A 19,432-nucleotide genomic window follows, 5' to 3' on the forward strand; every position below is an offset into this window, starting at 1 on the left:
AATATTAGTTGAGAGTGTGTAGTAATCGTCTACTTCTGATTGCGAAGTTCGGACATGGTGCGTACCACATTCTCCTTTAGGTTCACGATGGCATTACGAGTTTCTCCGTCGATTGCTTCCAGATCTTGAAATGTTGAATCGATTTCTTCTAGAAGTTGAGATTCGCCTCGCAAAGCTTCTTCGATAATTTCGGTAGCGTTGTTGCCGGACGTGAATGTATCCTTCACGGAGATGATGCCTCTGTGGGCGGCTCCCTTTATAGATCCTCCTGTTTCCTCATCTTCGCCGATGCACTTCAGTCGCTCGTTGAGTTCGTTTGCCAAGGTCTCTCTCTATATCACGGTGGACAGGAAGAATTGTTTTAGGGTTTCGTTGGAGTTGTCGATCTTGTCGGTAGCCTTTTCGAATCCTTTCACGGAGTCATTGGTGTAGGCTACGATAGTTTCGAGTTCGTTCGCGAGTTTCTGTCGGTTGTCTGTTGATATCATAGTGTATTCCTTTTTTGGATGTTTACCCAGTCAATCGCAGTTGCTGTGCCAACGTGGATGAAGAGACATAGCCTAGAGGGGAAGTTTCTGTGAAGTTTTGATTTTTTCGCTACTCCAAGCCCGACAAGCGTGCATATCGAATACTGGTTTTTGCATTCTGCATTCAGTTGGCTGGAATTTTTTGTCTTACTAATGTAAATACGGCTTCATCGCCGAGTTACGTTAACTGGTTAAAGTGGTTCATATCCTGTGCACGCAGGGGCAGGTGGTAGTATTGGATCGATATTGCTCCAGATTATGTTTTCCATCCAACCATGCCGAATGCCTCTCGAACCCGGAACCTGGTTTTAGTCCTCGGCGATCAACTGTCTGATCGTTTGCAGACGTTTGCCGAATTTGATCGTAAGCAGGATAAAGTCTTCATGGCGGAAGTTACTGGGGAATCTCGCTATGTTTGGTCCTCCAAAATGCGAACCACTTTGTTCTTGGTCGCTATGCGTCGTTTTGCGGAGAACTTGCGAGGGAAGGGAATCGATGTGCTCTATCGTAAGCTAGACGATTCCAAACGTTTCGATAGCATCGGGAGTGCTCTCGTTACTGAGCTCGAGGAGGGAAACTGGCAAAAGGTTCTTGTGACGCAGCCTGGCGAGTATCGTCTCATCGCTGAAATTGAGAGTGCCTGCGAAGAGGCTGGTGTAGAGCTGGTGATCCTTGAGGACGACTCTTTCTACTGCAATGCGTCTCGATTTGATGAATACGCGAAAGGTAAGAAGCAACTCCGTATGGAGTATTTCTATCGAGAGATGAGGAGAGAGCATTCCATTCTGATGGAGGATGGCGAACCGGCGGGTGGAAAATGGAACTTCGATTCTAGCAATCGAAAGTCCTTTGGGAAAGGTGGTCCTGAGGCGTTGTTCCCGAGAAAGCGATTTAAGCCTGGCAAGGTGCTTGAAGACGTAACCCGATCGATGGATACGGTTTTTGCCGATCATCCGGGTTTTTCTGAGGACTTCGACTGGCCGACGACTCGGGAGGAGGCTTTGGAGGCCTTATCCGATTTCATAGATAACAATCTAGCCCAGTTCGGAGCTCATCAGGACGCGATGTGGAATGGGGAGCCGTTCCTGAACCATTCGCTAATCTCGTCCTCTTTGAACTTGAAGCTAATCGATGCGAGGGAAGCAGTCGATGCTGCTTTGGAAGCCTATGAGAAGGGCAGGGCTCCTATTGAGTCGGTCGAGGGATTCGTTCGTCAAATTCTTGGTTGGAGGGAGTACGTTCGAGGAATCTACTGGCGATACATGCCGGATTATCTGGATCGAAACGAATTAGGGGCGACTAACACACTGCCGAAATTCTATTGGGACGGATCTACTGATATGTCTTGTATGAGAGATGTCATTACGCAGACGATCAAACACGGTTACGCCCATCATATCCAACGACTCATGGTTACCGGTTTGTATGCCCTCCTACGGGGAGTGGATCCGAAGGAAGTCCATGGTTGGTACCTTGCGGTCTACATCGATGCGGTTGAGTGGGTCGAACTCCCGAATACGCTCGGCATGTCGCAGTATGCGGACGGTGGAGTGATGGCTTCCAAGCCTTATGTGGCCTCTGGAAAATACATCGATAAGATGAGCAACTATTGTTCCAGCTGCCGATATGATCCGAGTCTGAGAAGCGGTAAGGATGCTTGTCCTTTTACTGTGCTGTATTGGGATTTTCTAGACAGACACAAAAAAATCCTGCAAAGCAACTCACGTATGACCATGCAGCTGCGCAACCTGGATCGGCTTGATGCTAAGGAACTTGAAAAGGTGAGGTCTCAGGCTCGAGAACTCAAATCTACCAAGTAGTTGTTCAGCTTTGGCTAGTCGGAAGCCTTTTCCAGTTCGGCCAACATGCTGAGGACGTCTTGGGAGGCTTCTTCGACTTTCTTAATTTCGTTTATTGCTCCATCCAAATCCCCATCGTTGTAGAGTCGTACAGCTTGAATACCGTGGTCGTGTACCAGTTGATGTGGACCCTTTAGTTTTTGGAAAACGGGATTCTTGCGGTATTTTTGCTCGGTAACTTGATCGTACCATTTTCCCAGCCGGCAAGTGTGGTGGTCGGCGAGCTCGCTGTGGTTGAGGCCTTCTTTGCCAGCTATCATATTTGCCAACCGCTTCTTCCACAGGACGTGGTCGGATTGAGCGAGTTTGATTACCTTGTCGGAAACTTCCAGTGCTGCCAATTTGCTGATCTGGGCACTGATCAGTGTTTCGACCTTGTTCATGGAGTTTACCATTTGATCGATGCCTTCTACGCTCTTGCCACTCCTGCTTGCGATTTGAGTTATGCCTCGAACAATTTCTTGGGATGCATCCTCTTGCTCTGCCAAAGTCGCTGAGATGCTCTCAGTGTTCCGGTTTACCTCTTCGATCTTGTAATGGATTTCCTCCACGTGCTTTCCGACTTCGATGATAGCGTCTTGGCCTTGCGCGACAGCCTCCGAGCTCTCTTTCATAGAGCGTAGAACATTCTGCACTTCATTCTGAAGCTGGGAAATGATTTCAGTGATCTCGCTGGTGGAATCTTTGGTTCGAGTAGCCAGCGTTTTTACTTCGCCAGCAACTACAGCAAATCCCTTACCTGCTTCGCCCGCCCGAGCTGCTTCGATCGTGGCGTTGAGGGCGAGGAGATTGGTCTGATTTGCGATCTTTTTGATATCAGAAGAGATTCCGCCGATGCGGTTGGAAAATTCTGCGAGTGCGTCGACTTTAGATACCGTGTCGTTCACCGCAGTGGTGATTTCGCTCATCTTTTGAACTGCCCGTTCAGAGGCTGCTGAACCCGCGGATGCTGCACGGTCAGCAGTGTGGGCTTGCTCGGAAATGTTGGTCCCGAAGGCCCCGATCGAGTTCGCGGTCGTAACCATCTCTTCTCCGGCAGCTGCTATAGTTTGGGCCTCGTTATCGACTTGTTTGAGGTCCGATAGCATTTTCGCGGAGTGTATTGCTGTTTCACTCGCTTGTATCGATAGGTCGACGACTCGTCCGAGCTCCTCCTTCGCGTTTTGATGAAGGCTTTCAGCCAGTTCGCGGACGGATGCTGATAGCGGGTCGCTTCCCTGAGGGACTGAAAGGTAGTCCCCGTTCTGAATGGATTTTAGAAATCCAATGAGCTCTTCGTCTCGCTTAGATAGTGTGGACGCGGAGTGAGAGGGTGGGGATATTGCGGTTTCCATTTGGTATTAAATAGCCTAATGACAGGGCCTTGGATGGTTGATACTAAAGTCGTGTATCGACCAGTTAAAACCACACTCAAGGACTTATCCCGAAGTCGATTATTCTAATCCACCTATCACAACTTTTTTGAATGCTCCGTACCCTGCTGACGGCAGCTATCGTGATGTATAGCCCTCATGCATGTGAGTGTGACTGGTCCGGGGTGGTTCTGTGAAAGAGGGGCATCGGGTTCGCTTAATCGAACACTCTTGGTGCGGAGGAAAAGCCAAAGACTTGTACCGAGACCGCTAAAATTGAAGTATGATCACGATTGTACCTAGGGAAACCGTCTTAAAGGAAATGTAGACTGTACCGATTTTAGTCGGCAGAGTATCCATTCTATTGTCCTGCCCTTTAGCCCATGTCCCTCCGAGAAATTGCCCGCAGATCCCGGTTTTGTCTTCAGTATTGGCGTAAGCATCTGAAGGAGGCGAGGGTGGTCGGCGCCCACGGCGTAGGCTTTTCCCAGCCGATCAAAGACATCGCCAACGGATTTTTCCCGATCACTGCCCATGAGTTGAGATCGATCCATGGGGATCTGGACGGATTGATTACCAGCCTGCAATATGAGCGATACCTAACCGGTATGAACGGTCGTTTTGCCGTCATGCTCGATAACAAAGAGGCGTTTGGAAAACTCGTTTCCACCGCCGGAATAGAGACGCCGGAGAATTTTTGCGTTTTCCGTGCGGGCCGAATTTTGTGGAACGAAAATGGGCAGGAGCGCCTTCGCCAGACTCTCGAGAAGACCGGTCGCTTCATAATAAAGCCAACCAACGGCAAGCAGGGCAAAGGGGTCAAAATTTGCCGCGATCTAGCTGATCTTAAAAAGCACGACGGCTTTGATGCGGTGGTAACCTCTTTTGTTTTCCAGGCCGACTACGCCAAAGCGATTTACGAACCTTCTTTGAATACGATCCGGGTTCTGATGCTGCGAGATCGAGATAATCGCCCGGTGCCGCTGCGGGCGTTTCACCGTTTCGGCACGCTCAAATCCGGCTCTATAGATAACCTGAGCGCGAAGGGGATCTCCGCCAGCGTGGATATTGAGAGCGGAGCTTTGGGAAAAGCCGCTGTCCGCAACGAGCAGGGGAGAATGGATCTCCTCGATCAGCATCCGGACACCGGATCGCAAATTAGCGGAGTCCAAATTCCAGACTGGGATCTGGCCCTGAAAATGGTTGAGGATTTGGGTAATGCCTTTCCGTTTCTCACCTTCGTCGGTTGGGATCTGGCGATGACTCCCGAGGGTCCGACCGTGATCGAGGGCAATTCCCACCCCACCATCTGGGCTATGCAGTACTACGATCGCTACATCGCCGACGACCAGATCCGCGGCCTGTTTTCTCAGTACATCCCAAATCTTGAGCCGACCCGCTTATGAGCTGGCGGAGTAGCATCTGTCGTCGGATCGAAGGTTACCGGAAATGGTACCTGATGGAGCGCCGGTCTTCGGCGGGAAGAACCAGCCTCTCTCTGCTCCGCAAAGGCTTCTTTTCGAATCGCGCTTGGTTGTATCCGCTGGATCAATTTGCTTGGGAGTCCTTTCTGAGCGATTGGGAGATCGAATTTCGTTTGCCGAAGCTAAACTCTCTGGCCGCTCGCCAGCTTTTTGCAGACAAGCTCCGCTTTCACGAACGAGCTCGGGGCGGAGCTTTCGCATTCGCGACGACCACGTTTCTGGGCGAGTTTTCAGCCGGAAAAATTCAACTCGCAAACGGCCAAGAAACGCTCCCGTCAGAATTCATCGCCAAACCGGTTCGCGGAAGTGGCGGCCGCGGGGTGATGAGAGCGAGCTCCCCCAAAGAACTCGATTCCGACACGGATTACTTGCTCGAGGAAATCGTGCAAGCTGCGGACTACGCTCGTCGCATTTATCCGAACACGATTAATACAATTCGTGTGCTCACTGTTCGAGACCCAGTGACTGATGAAGTGTTTGTGCTTGGAGCAGCCCACCGTTTCGCAACGCAAGCTTCGGGTCCCGTCGACAATTTCAAATCGGGCGGCATCGTGTCACTAGTAGACAGCGAGACCGCCGAACTCTCCGCCGCGATCGTAAATACCGGGGCCCCCGAGCGGAAACTCTTCGATTGCCATCCCGAAACCGGTGAAAAGATAGCCGGAAAGGTGGTTCCCGAATGGGAGCAGATCAAGCGTTGCTCGATTCAATCGATGTCTGCGGTTGAGGGTCTGCATTACATCGGATGGGACGTGGCTCTCTCTCCAGAAGGCCCGATCTTGATCGAGGGAAATGCGACTTTGCCCAATCCAAACCTCCTTCAGTTTCACCGGCCCGTGCTGCTCGACCAGAGGAGCCGCGACTTCTTTTTACATACTGGAGTCATCTCCCGTCAAAAGCACGAACGCTTGCAGGGGCTTTCTCTCAGATAGCCTATCCGCTAGAGACTATCCGCTGGTACAAATAACTAATTGGGTATCGCAACTTCAGTCAGGTTCGTTCAAACCGATTTCAGGTACGAAAATTCCGTAAGATCAGCCACCAGCCCTTAACAGGCTCAGATTTAAGTACTCAAGTTCCCCCTTATCGCCACATGTCTAGCATCGCAACCGAGCCAATCGATTCCGAGGAGCATCTAACGATTATCGAGCCCAATCGGAACTGGATCAAAATCGACTGGAAGTCTCTGTGGAAGGCCCGTGATTTGATATTCCTCTTTATACACCGGGATTTCGTTAGCAAATATAAGCAAACAATCCTGGGCCCAGCGTGGTTTGTTATCCAGCCGCTGCTAACTTCCGGGGTTTTCATGATTATCCAATTCCTGGGGAATCTACAGAGCGAGAGTGTTCCGATGCCGCTTTTCAACCTCTGCTCGCTGCTGGCCTGGCAGTACTTCGCCAACATTTTGCTAATGGGCGGATCGATATTTCTGACGAACGCGGAGCTTTTCAAAAAAGTCTATTTCCAGCGTCTCGCCATTCCATTGGCTCAATCAATCAGCCACCTGCTGACATTCGGAGTCCAAGCGACATTCTTTGCCCTGATTTACCTTGTATATCATTTCGCCGGAGGACTCGGAGAAGAGACGAGGATCAATGGTTTCGCCTGTCTATTCCTGCCGCTAGTCGTCACGCAAATTGCGCTGCTCGGGCTCGGAGTCTCGTTTCTGACTTCCTGTCTGACTGCAAAGTATCGAGACATGAATTTCCTTCTATCGTTTGGCGTGCAGATGATCCTCTACCTTTCTCCGGTCATCTACTCGATCGATACAGTGCGTGCGCGAGTCCCTGAAGACTGGGCTTGGTTGGTTTTTGTCAACCCGCTCGCCCCGCTTATCGAATACTTCCGCTACGCCCTTCTAAACACGGGGCAAGTAAACACCTTAGCATTTGTATATTCCGCGATCGTCAGCGTCGGAGTATTTATCGGAGGGCTGATGCTCTTCCAACGCACAGAGAGAACTTTCGTCGACAAAGTGTAATCGAACGATGGAGCAGCCGATAATAAAAGTTAACAACCTGTCCAAGGTCTATCGACTGGGACAACTAGGCGCCGGCACCTTGCGCGAAGACGTTTCCCGTTTCTGGCAGAAGATCCGGTATGGAAAATCTGAATTCGAATCGAAGGACGATTTTTGGGCCCTCCGCGATGTATCGTTCGAAATCAATAGAGGCGAAGTCATCGGCTTGATCGGTGGAAATGGAGCCGGCAAATCGACTCTTCTGAAACTTCTCAGCCGCATCACCGAACCGACCCAAGGCCGTATCGAGTTACGTGGCCGAGTTGGCAGCCTGCTCGAAGTCGGAACCGGATTTCACCCGGAACTCACCGGCCGAGAGAACATCTTTCTTAACGGAGCGATACTCGGTATGACTCGTAAAGAGGTCGCCGCTAAGTTTGACGAGATCGTGGATTTTGCGAACTGCGAAACCTTCATCGACACGCCGGTTAAGCGTTACTCTTCCGGTATGCGGGTGCGTGTTGGCTTCTCCGTCGCCGCTCACCTAGAACCGGAAATTCTCATCATCGACGAGGTCCTCGCCGTCGGCGATGCGGCCTTCCGCGAAAAGTGTATTGGGAAAATGGAGGATGTTGCCGGACAAGGTCGCACCATCGTTTTCGTGAGTCACAACATGGGGATGATCCGCCAATTGTGTGATCGCTGCCTCGTTCTGGAGAATGGCCGAATCACCGCCGACGACGAATCGGGAGCTGCAGTTAGCCAGTACTTGTCACGTTTGGAGCGTGAGAACTCAAAGCCATTTTCAAAAGACAACCCAGACCGCCAGATCAAAGGAAGCGCACGATTCACTGGTATTCGGATTTTGGATAAAGCTGGTTACCCAACGAAGGATTTGGTCGCGGGCGAGGCTGCCTACTTCGACATTGATTATGAAGTGCCCAAGGAAGCGATCGACGAGATCCGCGTGATGTTTTACACCAGCGACGGGAATTGCGCGATCAAGCTCAGTTCAAAGCATGTGAATTACGGGGACATAAGCTCGAGTGGCTCGATTCGTTTTACTTTGAATCCCTTCCCGTTGCCGGTCGGCCGCTACCGAATCTCGATATCCTGCTTCACTCGCAGCATGCCGAGTGACTACATCCCGAATGTCGGAATCTTCACCGTATCCGGAGGAAGCCTCTACCCGAGTGGCCAGGCATTTACCGGTCGAGTGTGTACCGTTTTAGTTCCGTTTACCTGCGAACCAAGTGAGCCCGACACGATATCCTTATCGGGCTCTAGCGTGAAATCCATGAAGGATGCAAAGGGTAAAGATATCCCTGTGTCACCGCCCGCTGTTAACAAGTGATGTTGAGAAAGGTCTCCAGATGTTTGCTCGCTCACGCGGCTCCGAATCTCCTCTTGTCCTGGCACATTATGAAGGCCAGAAAGCGGGAGATGGAGTGCGAGCGGGAGTCGACGGAAGACCTCATACGGCGCCAATTTGTTGAGACGCATGGAGTCGAACCGAATTTGGAAAATCCACAGGGGCTCAGCGAAAAACTGAATTGGCTCAAACTGCAAGGAGCGACCGAGCTTCAAACCCATTGCGCCGATAAAATCACCGCTCCTGAATACGTGGCTGCGAAACTTGGCCCCGAGTTCCTCGTACCGCGATTGATGGCAACCTATCAGCCCGGTGACATCAATCCTGCCAAGATCACCGCCGAGCGTTTTGTGGTTAAAACGAATCACGACTATGGTTGCGTATCGGTTTGTACCGACCGGGCAAATTTCCCTTGGGCCCAAACTCGCGAGAAGCTGGCCCTTCGCCTTTCGCAAAACCATTGGTATCGTCATCGCGAACCGGTCTATCGCAACATCCGACCTGGGATTATCGTCGAGGAGATGATCGAGAGTGATTCGGACGATGGTCTCCGCGAGTACAAGTTTTTCTGCTTCAATGGACGGCCCGAGTTTGTGATGGCTATCAAGGAAGGGGCGGACATGCGAACTCGCACGCTCTACGATCCGCGATGGAATCGTTTACCCGTATCCAGAAAAGGTGTCCCAACTCATCCATCCGAGATTCCAGCTCCGAAGCTACTTTCACAGATGCTGGCCGCCGCGGCAGTGCTTGCTCAGCCTTTCCCGTTTTGTCGCGTCGATCTCTATGAGAATTTTGGCAAGATCCTTTTCGGAGAGCTCACATTCTACCCGGAAGGCGGTCTCGGGCTTTTTGAACCCTCTGGCTGGGAGCTGTACTTCGGCGGACTCCTCGATCTTCCCAAGGGTAAGGCACCTAAGTCTGGAAAGCGCCCAGTTCGAAGTCTTAGTCGCAAAAAGCGTCTCACGGCGAAGAGCAAAGAAGTGCTTGGTTCCGTCAAATCCTCGGACCAGCTCAACTAGCTCTGCAAACTCCAATCAAGTGCCTTCCGTAGTGCCTCTGCCCTAGCCTTATTACTCAATTTATTTGTTAGAATGTATATAGAGCCTAAGAATAAAAAACTTAATGTGCTATTTGTCGCAGATAAAAACCTAGGTTATCAGGGGCTGGAAATAGTAGAGAATTACTTTGAGAATGTTACCATCGTTGTTTGGGACATCAAAGCTAAGGATAGTTTGCTAAACAAAACGAAGATCAGGAATATCATTCGCTCTCAGCAGTGGGATGTCTGCATCTCCTTTTATAGCGATTTCATTTTCGACGACGAAGACATTTCGCACATGCGTCTGCCACTCAATATACATCCTGCTCTTCCCTCACTTCCTGGTGTGGGTTACGACGTCCTGCCGATTGTCGAAAATCATGACTACTTCGGCGTTACGCTACATCACATAATCAGGAAGATAGATGGCGGCATGATTTTCGATGTTCTGAAAAAGGGACTGCCAGAAAACATGACTTATTCAGAACTGAGGAAAGGATCACAGATCCTATGCCTGAAAATGTTGAGGAAAACATCTGAACTCATTTACCAAGAGAACAGCTTGGAGTCCATAAGACGTAAGCTCGAGGCGAAATCGAAGGAACTAAACGCCAAGTGGAGTGGTAAGTACACTTCGAGGAAGCAATTGAGAGAACTGCTGGAAAAAATAGAGGGAAGAGATCCAAGCCATTTAGTGTTCAAGTAGTCTCACTCGCGTTGTTTGTTGGCAAGTTCGCGGCCTGCTTGATCCGTCGAATTCTCTGCTCGGGGTGAAACCCATGTAACGATCTCAAGCGGTTTCCCGTGTCGCTCTTTTTCAAGTGGCGGAGAGAGAGGGATTCGAACCCTCGGTACAGTTACCCGTACACACACTTTCCAGGCGTGCGCCTTAAACCACTCAGCCATCTCTCCATGACTTTTTCTAGGGATTCTGTGACAGTCCCTGGAAAAGAACGGCCAAATAAGTCGACTCGAACATCGGCGGTCAATGTCTTTTCTAAAAAAGTTGAACTCAACTGTTTGCGCGACTGTTAAAACTAAAAACCCGCTTGCATGTTAGAGGGGCCTACTTACGGTCAGCTTTTTAAGTGTTCCGAAAAAAATGGTCTCTTCTAACGCAGACATAGGTTACAACAGTAAGGTCGAGGGCGGAGTAATTGTCTCCAAGGCTGACGCTGTTATTAACTGGATTCGCACCCACTCGCTTTGGCCGATGCCAATGGGTTTGGCGTGCTGTGCGATCGAGCTCATGGCTTCCGGCGCTTCGAAGTTCGATATCTCGCGCTTCGGCGCGGAGGTGATGCGCTTCTCTCCACGCCAGTCGGACGTGATGATCGTCGCTGGTACAGTCACCTACAAGATGGCGCCTGTCGTTCGCAGAATCTACGACCAGATGGCGGAACCGAAGTGGGTGATCGCCATGGGTGCCTGCGCTTCTTCTGGCGGGATGTACCGTTCTTATGCGACCTTGCAGGGGGTGGATAGAATCGTTCCTGTAGACGTTTACGTGAGTGGTTGTCCTCCACGCCCCGAAGCATTGTTAGACGCTTTAATTAAGCTGCAAGATAAGGTCTCTACGGAAACGTCGACCTCGGATCTTTTCAAAGTCAAATCCTGATCTGCCCGCGCTATGATTGCTCAAGATCTTCTCGTCGCCCTGCAAGGAGTTAACTCCGAAGTTGCGGAGCGCGATTCTGCCGATTGGCCCTCTTTCAACTGTCCCATCGACTCTCTCGTCAGCGTTCTGACGGCATTGAGAGACAACCACGGGTATGACATGCTGGTTGACGCAACGGGTATCGATAATGGTGTGGAGTCATCCCCCCGATTTACCGTCGTCTACCACTTGCTCTCTACGAGCAACCACGTGTACGTTCGAGTCGCGGCGGATTGCGCTGACAGCGAAAACCCGGTGGCCCCCACCGTGAGTGGCATCTGGCCCGGTGCGGATTGGCATGAGCGCGAGTGCTTCGACCTGATGGGGATCAAGTACGAGGGGCACCCTGACCTGCGTCGCATTTTGATGTGGGACAGCTACCCCTACCATCCTCTACGCAAGGATTTCCCGCTTGCTGGTCACGAAGAAGACCTGTGGGACGGCGAGATTAGCGAAGAAACCGGAACCAAGGTTATTCCTGCCCCGATGGCTGGTGGCCCATTCGTTTCGAGCTCCTCCAGTTTCGAGGCGGAAAGAGAGCCACGCGCTAAGGACGAAAGCTGGAATGAGAAAAAGGAAAAGCCTGAGGGCTGATTTCCGGGCAAAGCAAACGAGCAGACCTCAACGAATTTAGCCAATGGCGACCGAATCTAAAGAATACACAATGCCCGATGCGGGCGCTCGCGCGGCCCAGGCCTCGGAGGAGTTTGAGACCGAAAAGCTCGAACTCAGCATGGGACCTTCTCACCCGTCCACGCACGGTGTGTTACGTCTCAATCTAGAGCTCGACGGCGAGATTATTCAAAAGTGCGATCCGGTACTGGGATACTTGCACCGTGGCGACGAGAAGATCGCCGAGAACATGACTTACAACCAGTTCGTGCCTTACACGGACCGACTGGACTACCTCGCTCCTTTGGCCAACAACGCCATTTATGCGATCGCCGTTGAAAAGCTGGCCGGTATCGAGGTTCCCGAGCGTTGTCAGGCCATCCGTGTCCTGACTAGTGAAATGGCTCGTATCTCTTCCCACTTGTTGGGCCTGGGAGCTTACACCATGGACGTGGGAGCTCTTACCGTGTTCATGATCACGTTCACTGAGCGCGAGCACTTGTACACGCTCTTCGAGGAGCTTACCGGAGCCCGTTTTACTACTAGCTACAGCCGTATCGGGGGTGTTACTCGTGACATGCCAGGGGGCTGGACGGATAAGGTTTTGGCTTTCTGCGATAACTTCCTGCCCTTGCTCGATGACGTCGAAAGCCTGCTGTCGCGTAATCGCGTATTCTACGACCGCACCGCGGACATTGGCACTATTTCCAAGGAAGATGCCATCGCCTACGGGTTGACTGGTCCAAACGCACGAGCCTCCGGGGTGGACGTAGACCTCCGTCGTGACGCTCCTTACTCAGGCTACGAGAAGTACGACTTTGAAGTGGCTTTGGGGGAAAATGGAGACTGCTACGACCGTTACCTCGTTCGCATGGTAGAGATGCGGCAGAGTGTTCGCATCATCCGTCAGGTTATCGAAAAGATGCCGAGCGGTCCTTACCGTGCCGAAGACGCCAAGAAGGTTATCCTTCCTCATAAGGACAAGACCCTGACTTCCATGGAGGAGTTGATCCAAAACTTCATGATCACCACGGAAGGTCCTCAAATTCCTGCGGGAGAAGTTTACTTCGAAGGGGAAGCTCCGAAGGGTGCACTTGGATTCTTCATCCACTCCAAAGGGGGAGGGGTCCCGTACCGCATGAAGATTCGCGGCCCGTCCTTCTGTAACTTGAGCATTCTGCCGAAGCTTTGCGTAGGCAGTATGGTTTCCGACATCCCGTCGATCCTAGGCAGTTTCGACTTCGTTATGGGGGAATGCGATCGTTAGGTTTTTTCTTTCCCGCAAATACGAGAAATTTTCGTGAGGATTTGTGAGATTCGCGGGTAGCAAATTGATTTTAAAATAAATGGACTTAAAGCCAGAGACGCTAGCTGAGATCGAAGCCGCGATTCCGAAATATCCGGAAGCGCAGAGCGCGGTTATGCCATTGTTGCACGCCATCCAAAAGGATCAGGGTGCCATCTCCAACGAGGCCGCTGAATGGGTGGCTGAGAAACTTGGAATCGCCCCGATCAATGTACTATCGGTGGTCACTTTCTACCCGTTCTTCCGTCAGCACAAGATTGGCAAGCGTCACATTCGCGTGTGCCGCACCCTTTCCTGCGCGATGGCCGGAGGGGCCAAGGTTTGCGACAAAATGCTGCAAGAGTTCGAGACCGAGCTAAACGCAGTATCCGCCGACGGCGAAGTAACGATCGAGTTCGCCGAGTGCTTGGCCAGTTGCGGAAGTGCTCCGGTAATGTTGGTTGATGAGGATCTTCACGAGAACCTGACCGTCGAGAAGGCTAAGGAAATTTGCGACAAGATCAAAGCGGAGGCCAAAGCGTAGTTAAGATGGCAGTACATCCGAAAGAGCAGCGCCTGATTCTCAAGTATGCCGATGAGCCCGGCTACACGCCGCACATCGATAGCTACATGGAACATGGAGGCTACGACATGCTTAAGAAGGCGGTTACCATGGAGCCTCAGGCGATCATGGACGAAGTCAAAAAGTCGACTTTGCGTGGACGTGGTGGAGCGGGATTCCCTTGCGGCCTGAAGTGGAGCTTTGTTGATCGCAAGTCCGGCAAGCCAATCTATCTTGTTTGCAATTGTGACGAGTCGGAGCCCGGTACTTTCAAGGACCGTCAAATCGTACACAAGGACCCTCATCAACTGATCGAGGGGATCATGATTTCTTGTTTCGCTAACAACGTAGCGAAAGCCTTTATCTACATCCGCGAGGAGATGCCGTATGGCGCGAAGATCCTCGATCAGGCAATTCTCGAAGCGAAGGAAAAGAACTTCGTTGGCGATAACGTATTAGGATCCGGATACAGTTGCGACATCGTCGTACACCGTGGGGCTGCGGCCTACATTTGCGGTGAAGAAACCGGATTGATCGAATCTCTGGAAGGCAAGCGTGCTAATCCAAGAATCAAGCCGCCGTACTTCCCAGCGGTTCTTGGGCTCTACAACTGCCCAACCATCGTCAACAACGTGGAAACGCTTTGTAACGCGGTACACATCCTCGACATGGGTGCCGAGGAATTCACTAAGATCGGTCGTCCGAATAATGCCGGCACTCGCATCTGGTGTGTCTCTGGAGGAGTACAGCGTCCGGGCTACTACGAAGTGGCTGGCCTAACTCTGGGCGAACTCGTTTACGACATTTGCGGCGGCCCGCTTCCTGGCAGATCTATCAAAGCGATCATTCCGGGTGGATCTTCCATGAAGATTCTCAAGAACGGCGAACGCTACAAGGGTAAGAACCCAGACGGAACGGACTACAATTGGGGGCTGGAAGACATCCCACTCGACTACGATGGTATTGCGGCGGCAGGTTCCATGTCTGGTTCAGGCGGGATGATGGTACTCGATGACACGGTATCGATCCCAGCTGCTTTGGCTAATCTGATGGCCTTCTATTCCCACGAGTCTTGCGGACAGTGTACGCCCTGTCGCGAAGGATCGCTCTGGCTCAAGAAGATTACCTCTCGCATGGTTCACGGGGAGGCTCGTCCGGAAGACGTGGATCTTATGCTCGACGTCGCAGGACAGATTGCGGGCCGGACCATCTGCGCCTTCGGTTTTGCGGTGGCGTGGCCGGTTCAGAGCTACATTGCCAAATTTGAAGACGAATTTAGAAAATATGCGGCGCACCTCAGCGATCCAAATGCTGACCGCCAAGCCATAAAGGAACTCGCGTGTAATGGCTGAGGAAAAGAAAGATAACTTGATAACGGTCAATATTGACGGGCAAGACCTGCAGGTGCCTCCGGGTACTAACATGGTGGAAGCCGTCAAAATGCTCGGCAAGGAGGTCCCGCACTACTGCTACCATCCCAAGCTCTCCATCGCGGGCAACTGCCGTATGTGTTTGGTTGAGATGGGAATGCCCGGCCGCGATCGCGCGACTGGCGAGCCGATGCTCAACGAGGACGGCACCCCGAAGATCATGTGGATGCCAGGCCCAGCCATCGCTTGCGGAACCAACGCGGCTCCTGGGATGCACATCAAGACAAGCTCGCCCAAGGCTATCGAGTCTCGCGAGGCGGTAACCGAGTTTCTTCTCGTAAACCACCCCTTGGATTGCCCGATTTGCGACCAAGCCGGCGAGTGTAAGCTCCAAGAGTTTTCCGCGTCTCACGGTCGTGGATACAGCCGCTTCGTCGAAGAAAAGAACGTAAAGCCTAAGCGTACGCGTCTCGGGCCACGGGTTACTTTGGATGACGAGCGTTGTATCCTCTGCTCCCGTTGTATCCGCTTTTCGCAAGAGATCGCCAAGGACGACGTGCTTGGTTTCACCGACCGCGGCAGCTACTCCACTTTGACCTGCTTCCCAGGCAAGGAGTTGGCCAACAACTACTCGCTCAACACGGTCGATATTTGTCCGGTCGGGGCTCTTACCAGCACCGATTTCCGTTTCAAGATGCGTGTCTGGTTCCTCAAGGAAAGCAAGAGCATCGATTTCGAAAGCAGCGTTGGTTGCAACACGGTTGTTTCCTCTCGCGAAGGCAAGGTGTACCGCGTGACGCCGCGTCGCAACGACGAGGTTAACGACACTTGGATGCCAGACTCCGGCCGCGAACTCTACAAGCAGATCGAGTCGGAAGATCGATTTTCCTATTCGTCTGTGAACGGCTCTGAGACTTCCGCTGTTGAAGCTTTGAAGGCAGCCGGCGAAATCCTGAAAGGGGAGGGCGTCGCGATTGTCGCTTCAGGCCGAAACACTGTAGAAGAGCAATTCGTGCTCAAGCAGATCGCGGATCAAGTTAATGCAAAGGGCGTGTACTTGGTTGCTCGATACGGAGACGATGACGGAATTCTCATCTCCAAAGACCGCAACCCGAACGTGCGTGGAGCTCTGGCGACTGGACTTATCTCCGAACTTCCAAGCGAAAAGCTTTCCGCCCTCGGCGCTCAAATCGATAGTGGCGAAGTGAAAGTCGTCTTGGCCACCAAGGAAGATTTGGTTGCGGCGGGCTTGAGTGAAGAACAACTCAAGAAGGTCAAGCTGGTCGCGATCGATACGCATGCCACGGCCACGACCAAGAGTGCGGATGTGGCGATAGCCGGTCTAACTCAATTCGAAAAGTCGGGTACGTTGATCAACCAACAGTTCCGTATCCAAAAATTCCACAAAGTCGTTCCCGGTCCAGTGGGGTCGATTGACGACTTGGCTGCATTGTCAGCGATCCTCGCCTCTTTGACCGGTGAAACCTGTCCCTCTGTGGTGGGCACCGTTTGGGAGAAAATCGCGGCGGAAGGAAGCATTTTTGAAGGCCTCAGTTTCAAGGGAATCGCCGACACCGGTGTGCTCTTAGACGGTTCGGCGTTTTCGGGACTGGCCTTCGTGGAAGGGAAGTCACTCCACTTTGAACCTAAGCTTGAAGAAGCCGCAGCGGAATAAGCGTCATGGAAATCTCTGAAATAGCAATCAAGGCGATCTACGCGATCATCGTAGTGAGCGTGCTGATGGGCTTTTGCTCTTACGCGGTACTCGCTGAGCGAAAGATCTCGAGCTGGATTCAAGGCCGCGTAGGACCAAACCGGACTACACTTCCATTTGTCGGATCTATTCCGGTAGTGGGAAAATTCCTTACTCGTCTCGGCGTTTTCCAGCCGGTGGCAGACGGATTGAAGTTCCTTTTCAAGGAAGACGTTACTCCAGGCCACGTTAACAAGTTCTACTTCACCATGGCTCCGATCATGGCGTTGATCCCCGCTTTGACGACTGTAGTGGTGGTGCCTTTTGGTTACTACACCAATGCGGCGGGCGAGGTAGTGACCTTGGTTTTGACCGATCTAAACGTAGCTATGCTGTTCCTCTTGGCGGTTTCTTCGCTCGGTGTTTACGGAGTGGTCTTGGGCGGTTGGTCATCCAACTCCAAGTATCCGTTTCTTGGTGGCATTCGCGCTTCCGCTCAAATGATCTCCTACGAACTGGCCATGGGTATCTCCATCTTGCCGGTGTTTATGTGGGTTAACGCTCCCGGCAGCGAAGGTTCGTTGAGCTTGGTTGATGTGGTGAATTCACAAGGTGGCGGACTATGGTACGCCATGTGGATGCCTGCATCTTTCCTGATTTTCGTGGTTTGTATCTTCGCCGAAACCAACCGTTTGCCTTTCGATATGGCGGAATCCGAAACGGAGCTCGTTAGCGGTTTCCACACTGAATACAGCTCTTTCAAGTTCGGCCTCTTCTTCGTGGGCGAGTACGCGCACATGCTGGTCGGCTCCGCTGTGGTAGCTATTCTCTTCCTCGGTGGTTGGCATCCATTGCCGTTCGCCACTTGGGCGGATTTCGGAGTCAGTGGTTGGCTCGTCGGGGTTCTTTCCGTCGGCACACTGATCGCCAAGCTTTGCGGCTTTATGTTTTTCTTCATGTGGATTCGTTGGACGCTTCCACGTTTCCGCTACGACCAAGTAATGCGTATCGGCTGGCAAATGCTTTTGCCCGCCTCCATCGCGAACCTGATCGTCTACACCTTTATCATCTACTTTTTGGAGAGACCTTAACCCACACGAGCCATGGCCATCGTCGTTAAGAGAAAACCACTTAATTTACTCGAAAAGCTCTACATTCCAGAGATCGCTCGCGGTCTTATGGTAACCTTCCGCCGCATGTTTTTCGGCGAAACGGTGACCATGGAGTATCCGGAGCAACGTCCTCCAATCCCAGTTGGCTACCGCGGTGTGCCCACTTTGGTTAAAGATCCGGAAGGTCGCGAAAAGTGCGTATCCTGCCAGCTTTGCGAGTTCGTATGTCCTCCCAAGGCGATCCGTATCACTCCAGGTGAGATCCCTGAAGGCAGCGACTATCGCCACGTGGAGAAGGGCCCCAAGGAGTTCGATATCGATATGCTCCGCTGCATCTACTGCGGCATGTGCCAGGAAGTTTGTCCTGAAGAGGCGATCTGGCTACAGAATCAGTATTCGATGTCCGGTTACAGCCGAGCCGAAATGGTGAACAACAAAGCCAAACTTTACGAACTCGGCGGAACGCTTCCGGATGAGCACTTCAAATGGAAGAAGAAAAAGGAAGCGGCTGAACATGGTGGAGGCCACCACTAATCTTTGACCAAGGCATCAAGATAGAAGGCTAACAAAATCGAAGGGCGATGAAGACTAAAATGCAGGACAATCACGGCACTAAATCCGGTTCGGTATCTTCCTTCAGAAGCTCGACGACCCAAAACCTCTCTTCCTTTCCCTCAAATGACTGACCTGTTTTTCTACATATTCGCGACTCTCTCCCTTGGGGCCGCCTTTGGTGTCGTGTTTAGCCGTAATCCGGTTAACGCCGCGATGTATCTCATCCTGACCTTCCTCGGGATGGCTTCTCTTTTTGTGACTTTGGAAGCCTACTTTTTGGCTGTAATCCAAGTGCTTGTTTACGCCGGAGCAGTCGTGGTGCTCTTCCTCTTCATCATCATGCTTCTCGATGTGAAGGACGAAACGCAGCACCGCGTGAAACCGCTCACTTGGGTGGCCAGCGTTATCGGATTCGCCCTATTGATTGTGGGCATCGTGAGTATCTCCTCCAGCGATAACATCAAGGCAACTGCATCGACCTTGCCTGACGCGGCGGGCGCTTCCCTCAAGAATTTCGGATACGAGCTCTTCACCACATACCAATTGCCCATGCAGGTCACTGGTTTCCTTCTACTGATCGCGATGATTGGAGTCATCGTTCTGAGCAAGAAAGTGAAAACCGACTAGCGCTCCCGAATTAGACCCTTCTCTAGACAAACTTTTCCCTTTCTCAAACGATGACCGTCGGACTTGAACAATACATAGCGGTAAGCGCCGCGCTTTTCGCCATCGGATTCTTTGGTGTGCTGCGACGCAAAAATACCCTCGTCATCTACATGTGCCTAGAGCTCATGCTGAACGCCTCGAACCTGGCGCTTGTCGCCTTTTCCCGATACCACGGTGGCATGAGCGGATCGGTTTTCGTCTTCTTCACGATCACGGTAGCTGCTGCAGAAGTGGCTGTAGGCTTGGCGATCATCGTGGCTCTATTCCGCAAACGCCAGACCGTACAGGTTCCGGACCTCAACGCCCTGAAAAACTAGATTT

At 51.9% G+C, this 19,432-nt stretch carries 20 protein-coding genes and 1 tRNA gene; 17 read left to right on the plus strand and 4 right to left on the minus strand.

All coding sequences use genetic code 11. The features are described from left to right. Positions 1 to 29: 29 nt before the first annotated feature. Both H5P27_RS07770 and H5P27_RS07775 read right to left on the minus strand, forming a co-directional pair. Complete coding sequence (locus tag H5P27_RS07770) at positions 30 to 323, minus strand: DUF2383 domain-containing protein (RefSeq protein ID WP_185659826.1); 294 nt, start codon at positions 321 to 323, stop codon at positions 30 to 32. Positions 324 to 332: 9 nt separating this feature from the next. Beyond that, positions 333 to 488, minus strand: coding sequence for a hypothetical protein (locus tag H5P27_RS07775; RefSeq protein WP_185659827.1), 156 nt, complete (start codon positions 486 to 488; stop codon positions 333 to 335). A gap of 314 nt (positions 489 to 802) precedes the next feature. Here H5P27_RS07775 and H5P27_RS07780 point away from each other — a divergent pair, with 314 nt between their 5' ends. Then, positions 803 to 2,347 (plus strand): cryptochrome/photolyase family protein, encoded by a 1,545-nt coding sequence (locus H5P27_RS07780; protein WP_185659828.1) that lies wholly within the window; start codon positions 803 to 805, stop codon positions 2,345 to 2,347. Between the two features lie 14 nt (positions 2,348 to 2,361). Here the strand turns inward: H5P27_RS07780 and H5P27_RS07785 are convergent, their stop codons facing one another. Further along, positions 2,362 to 3,720 carry a methyl-accepting chemotaxis protein gene (locus tag H5P27_RS07785; protein ID WP_185659829.1) on the minus strand — a complete coding sequence of 453 codons (1,359 nt, stop codon included), beginning with the start codon at positions 3,718 to 3,720 and terminating at the stop codon, positions 2,362 to 2,364. A gap of 401 nt (positions 3,721 to 4,121) precedes the next feature. Here H5P27_RS07785 and H5P27_RS07790 point away from each other — a divergent pair, with 401 nt between their 5' ends. From H5P27_RS07790 to H5P27_RS07815, 6 genes are all read left to right on the plus strand, one after another. Next, entirely contained in the window at positions 4,122 to 5,144 is a 1,023-nt protein-coding gene (locus tag H5P27_RS07790) for a sugar-transfer associated ATP-grasp domain-containing protein (protein WP_185659830.1), read from the plus strand. Further along, positions 5,141 to 6,154 carry a sugar-transfer associated ATP-grasp domain-containing protein gene (locus tag H5P27_RS07795; protein WP_185659831.1) on the plus strand — a complete coding sequence of 338 codons (1,014 nt, stop codon included), beginning with the start codon at positions 5,141 to 5,143 and terminating at the stop codon, positions 6,152 to 6,154. Before H5P27_RS07790 ends, H5P27_RS07795 begins: the two co-directional genes overlap by 4 nt. A gap of 161 nt (positions 6,155 to 6,315) precedes the next feature. Continuing rightward, positions 6,316 to 7,206: an ABC transporter permease gene (locus H5P27_RS07800; RefSeq protein WP_185659832.1), complete on the plus strand. Its 891-nt coding sequence runs from the start codon at positions 6,316 to 6,318 to the stop codon at positions 7,204 to 7,206. 7 nt (positions 7,207 to 7,213) lie between these two features. Beyond that, positions 7,214 to 8,539 (plus strand): ABC transporter ATP-binding protein, encoded by a 1,326-nt coding sequence (locus H5P27_RS07805; RefSeq protein ID WP_185659833.1) that lies wholly within the window; start codon positions 7,214 to 7,216, stop codon positions 8,537 to 8,539. Between the two features lie 68 nt (positions 8,540 to 8,607). Further along, entirely contained in the window at positions 8,608 to 9,579 is a 972-nt protein-coding gene (locus tag H5P27_RS07810) for an ATP-grasp fold amidoligase family protein (RefSeq protein ID WP_185659834.1), read from the plus strand. A 72-nt stretch (positions 9,580 to 9,651) separates the two neighbouring features. Further along, on the plus strand, positions 9,652 to 10,305 hold the full coding sequence (locus H5P27_RS07815; RefSeq protein ID WP_185659835.1) for a hypothetical protein: 654 nt from the start codon (positions 9,652 to 9,654) through the stop codon (positions 10,303 to 10,305). A gap of 116 nt (positions 10,306 to 10,421) precedes the next feature. Here H5P27_RS07815 and H5P27_RS07820 read toward each other — a convergent pair. Further along, positions 10,422 to 10,511: transfer RNA gene (locus H5P27_RS07820), tRNA-Ser, on the minus strand. 190 nt (positions 10,512 to 10,701) lie between these two features. Between H5P27_RS07820 and nuoB the strand changes: the two genes are divergently transcribed. From nuoB to nuoK, 10 genes are all read left to right on the plus strand, one after another. Beyond that, complete coding sequence (gene nuoB / locus H5P27_RS07825; RefSeq protein WP_185659836.1) at positions 10,702 to 11,217, plus strand: NADH-quinone oxidoreductase subunit NuoB; 516 nt, start codon at positions 10,702 to 10,704, stop codon at positions 11,215 to 11,217. Positions 11,218 to 11,229: 12 nt separating this feature from the next. Further along, positions 11,230 to 11,850: an NADH-quinone oxidoreductase subunit C gene (locus H5P27_RS07830; RefSeq protein ID WP_185659837.1), complete on the plus strand. Its 621-nt coding sequence runs from the start codon at positions 11,230 to 11,232 to the stop codon at positions 11,848 to 11,850. 43 nt (positions 11,851 to 11,893) lie between these two features. Continuing rightward, the gene (nuoD, locus tag H5P27_RS07835) at positions 11,894 to 13,135 is read left to right on the plus strand and encodes an NADH dehydrogenase (quinone) subunit D (RefSeq protein WP_185659838.1); all 1,242 of its coding nucleotides are present in this window, start codon (positions 11,894 to 11,896) and stop codon (positions 13,133 to 13,135) included. Positions 13,136 to 13,214: 79 nt separating this feature from the next. Continuing rightward, positions 13,215 to 13,697 carry an NADH-quinone oxidoreductase subunit NuoE family protein gene (locus tag H5P27_RS07840; protein ID WP_185659839.1) on the plus strand — a complete coding sequence of 161 codons (483 nt, stop codon included), beginning with the start codon at positions 13,215 to 13,217 and terminating at the stop codon, positions 13,695 to 13,697. Positions 13,698 to 13,702: 5 nt separating this feature from the next. After that, positions 13,703 to 15,067, plus strand: coding sequence for an NADH-quinone oxidoreductase subunit NuoF (gene nuoF / locus H5P27_RS07845; protein WP_185659840.1), 1,365 nt, complete (start codon positions 13,703 to 13,705; stop codon positions 15,065 to 15,067). After that, entirely contained in the window at positions 15,060 to 16,760 is a 1,701-nt protein-coding gene (locus H5P27_RS07850) for an NADH-quinone oxidoreductase subunit G (RefSeq protein WP_185659841.1), read from the plus strand. Before nuoF ends, H5P27_RS07850 begins: the two co-directional genes overlap by 8 nt. Positions 16,761 to 16,765: 5 nt before the next feature. Then, entirely contained in the window at positions 16,766 to 17,869 is a 1,104-nt protein-coding gene (locus H5P27_RS07855) for a complex I subunit 1/NuoH family protein (protein ID WP_185659842.1), read from the plus strand. 12 nt (positions 17,870 to 17,881) lie between these two features. Next, entirely contained in the window at positions 17,882 to 18,424 is a 543-nt protein-coding gene (locus H5P27_RS07860) for a NuoI/complex I 23 kDa subunit family protein (protein ID WP_185659843.1), read from the plus strand. A 144-nt stretch (positions 18,425 to 18,568) separates the two neighbouring features. Further along, entirely contained in the window at positions 18,569 to 19,072 is a 504-nt protein-coding gene (locus tag H5P27_RS07865; RefSeq protein WP_185659844.1) for an NADH-quinone oxidoreductase subunit J family protein, read from the plus strand. 50 nt (positions 19,073 to 19,122) lie between these two features. Further along, a complete protein-coding gene (gene nuoK, locus H5P27_RS07870; RefSeq protein WP_185659845.1) occupies positions 19,123 to 19,428 on the plus strand; it encodes an NADH-quinone oxidoreductase subunit NuoK in 306 nt (101 codons plus the stop codon). Positions 19,429 to 19,432: the final 4 nt, after the last annotated feature.

The organism is Pelagicoccus albus (genome assembly GCF_014230145.1).
Classification (GTDB): domain Bacteria; phylum Verrucomicrobiota; class Verrucomicrobiia; order Opitutales; family Opitutaceae; genus Pelagicoccus; species Pelagicoccus albus.

Coding starts and splice junctions, on each gene's coding strand:
- H5P27_RS07850 (WP_185659841.1), top strand. CDS start 15,060: ATGGCTGAGGAAAAGAAAGATAACTTGATAACGGTCAATATTGACGGG.
- H5P27_RS07840 (WP_185659839.1), top strand. CDS start 13,215: ATGGACTTAAAGCCAGAGACGCTAGCTGAGATCGAAGCCGCGATTCCG.
- H5P27_RS07810 (WP_185659834.1), top strand. CDS start 8,608: ATGAAGGCCAGAAAGCGGGAGATGGAGTGCGAGCGGGAGTCGACGGAA.
- H5P27_RS07800 (WP_185659832.1), top strand. CDS start 6,316: ATGTCTAGCATCGCAACCGAGCCAATCGATTCCGAGGAGCATCTAACG.
- nuoF (WP_185659840.1), top strand. CDS start 13,703: ATGGCAGTACATCCGAAAGAGCAGCGCCTGATTCTCAAGTATGCCGAT.
- H5P27_RS07830 (WP_185659837.1), top strand. CDS start 11,230: ATGATTGCTCAAGATCTTCTCGTCGCCCTGCAAGGAGTTAACTCCGAA.
- H5P27_RS07855 (WP_185659842.1), top strand. CDS start 16,766: ATGGAAATCTCTGAAATAGCAATCAAGGCGATCTACGCGATCATCGTA.
- H5P27_RS07865 (WP_185659844.1), top strand. CDS start 18,569: ATGACTGACCTGTTTTTCTACATATTCGCGACTCTCTCCCTTGGGGCC.
- H5P27_RS07860 (WP_185659843.1), top strand. CDS start 17,882: ATGGCCATCGTCGTTAAGAGAAAACCACTTAATTTACTCGAAAAGCTC.
- nuoB (WP_185659836.1), top strand. CDS start 10,702: ATGGTCTCTTCTAACGCAGACATAGGTTACAACAGTAAGGTCGAGGGC.
- H5P27_RS07775 (WP_185659827.1), bottom strand. CDS start 488: ATGATATCAACAGACAACCGACAGAAACTCGCGAACGAACTCGAAACT.
- H5P27_RS07790 (WP_185659830.1), top strand. CDS start 4,122: ATGTCCCTCCGAGAAATTGCCCGCAGATCCCGGTTTTGTCTTCAGTAT.
- H5P27_RS07780 (WP_185659828.1), top strand. CDS start 803: ATGCCGAATGCCTCTCGAACCCGGAACCTGGTTTTAGTCCTCGGCGAT.
- nuoD (WP_185659838.1), top strand. CDS start 11,894: ATGGCGACCGAATCTAAAGAATACACAATGCCCGATGCGGGCGCTCGC.
- H5P27_RS07785 (WP_185659829.1), bottom strand. CDS start 3,720: ATGGAAACCGCAATATCCCCACCCTCTCACTCCGCGTCCACACTATCT.
- nuoK (WP_185659845.1), top strand. CDS start 19,123: ATGACCGTCGGACTTGAACAATACATAGCGGTAAGCGCCGCGCTTTTC.
- H5P27_RS07805 (WP_185659833.1), top strand. CDS start 7,214: ATGGAGCAGCCGATAATAAAAGTTAACAACCTGTCCAAGGTCTATCGA.
- H5P27_RS07815 (WP_185659835.1), top strand. CDS start 9,652: ATGTATATAGAGCCTAAGAATAAAAAACTTAATGTGCTATTTGTCGCA.
- H5P27_RS07795 (WP_185659831.1), top strand. CDS start 5,141: ATGAGCTGGCGGAGTAGCATCTGTCGTCGGATCGAAGGTTACCGGAAA.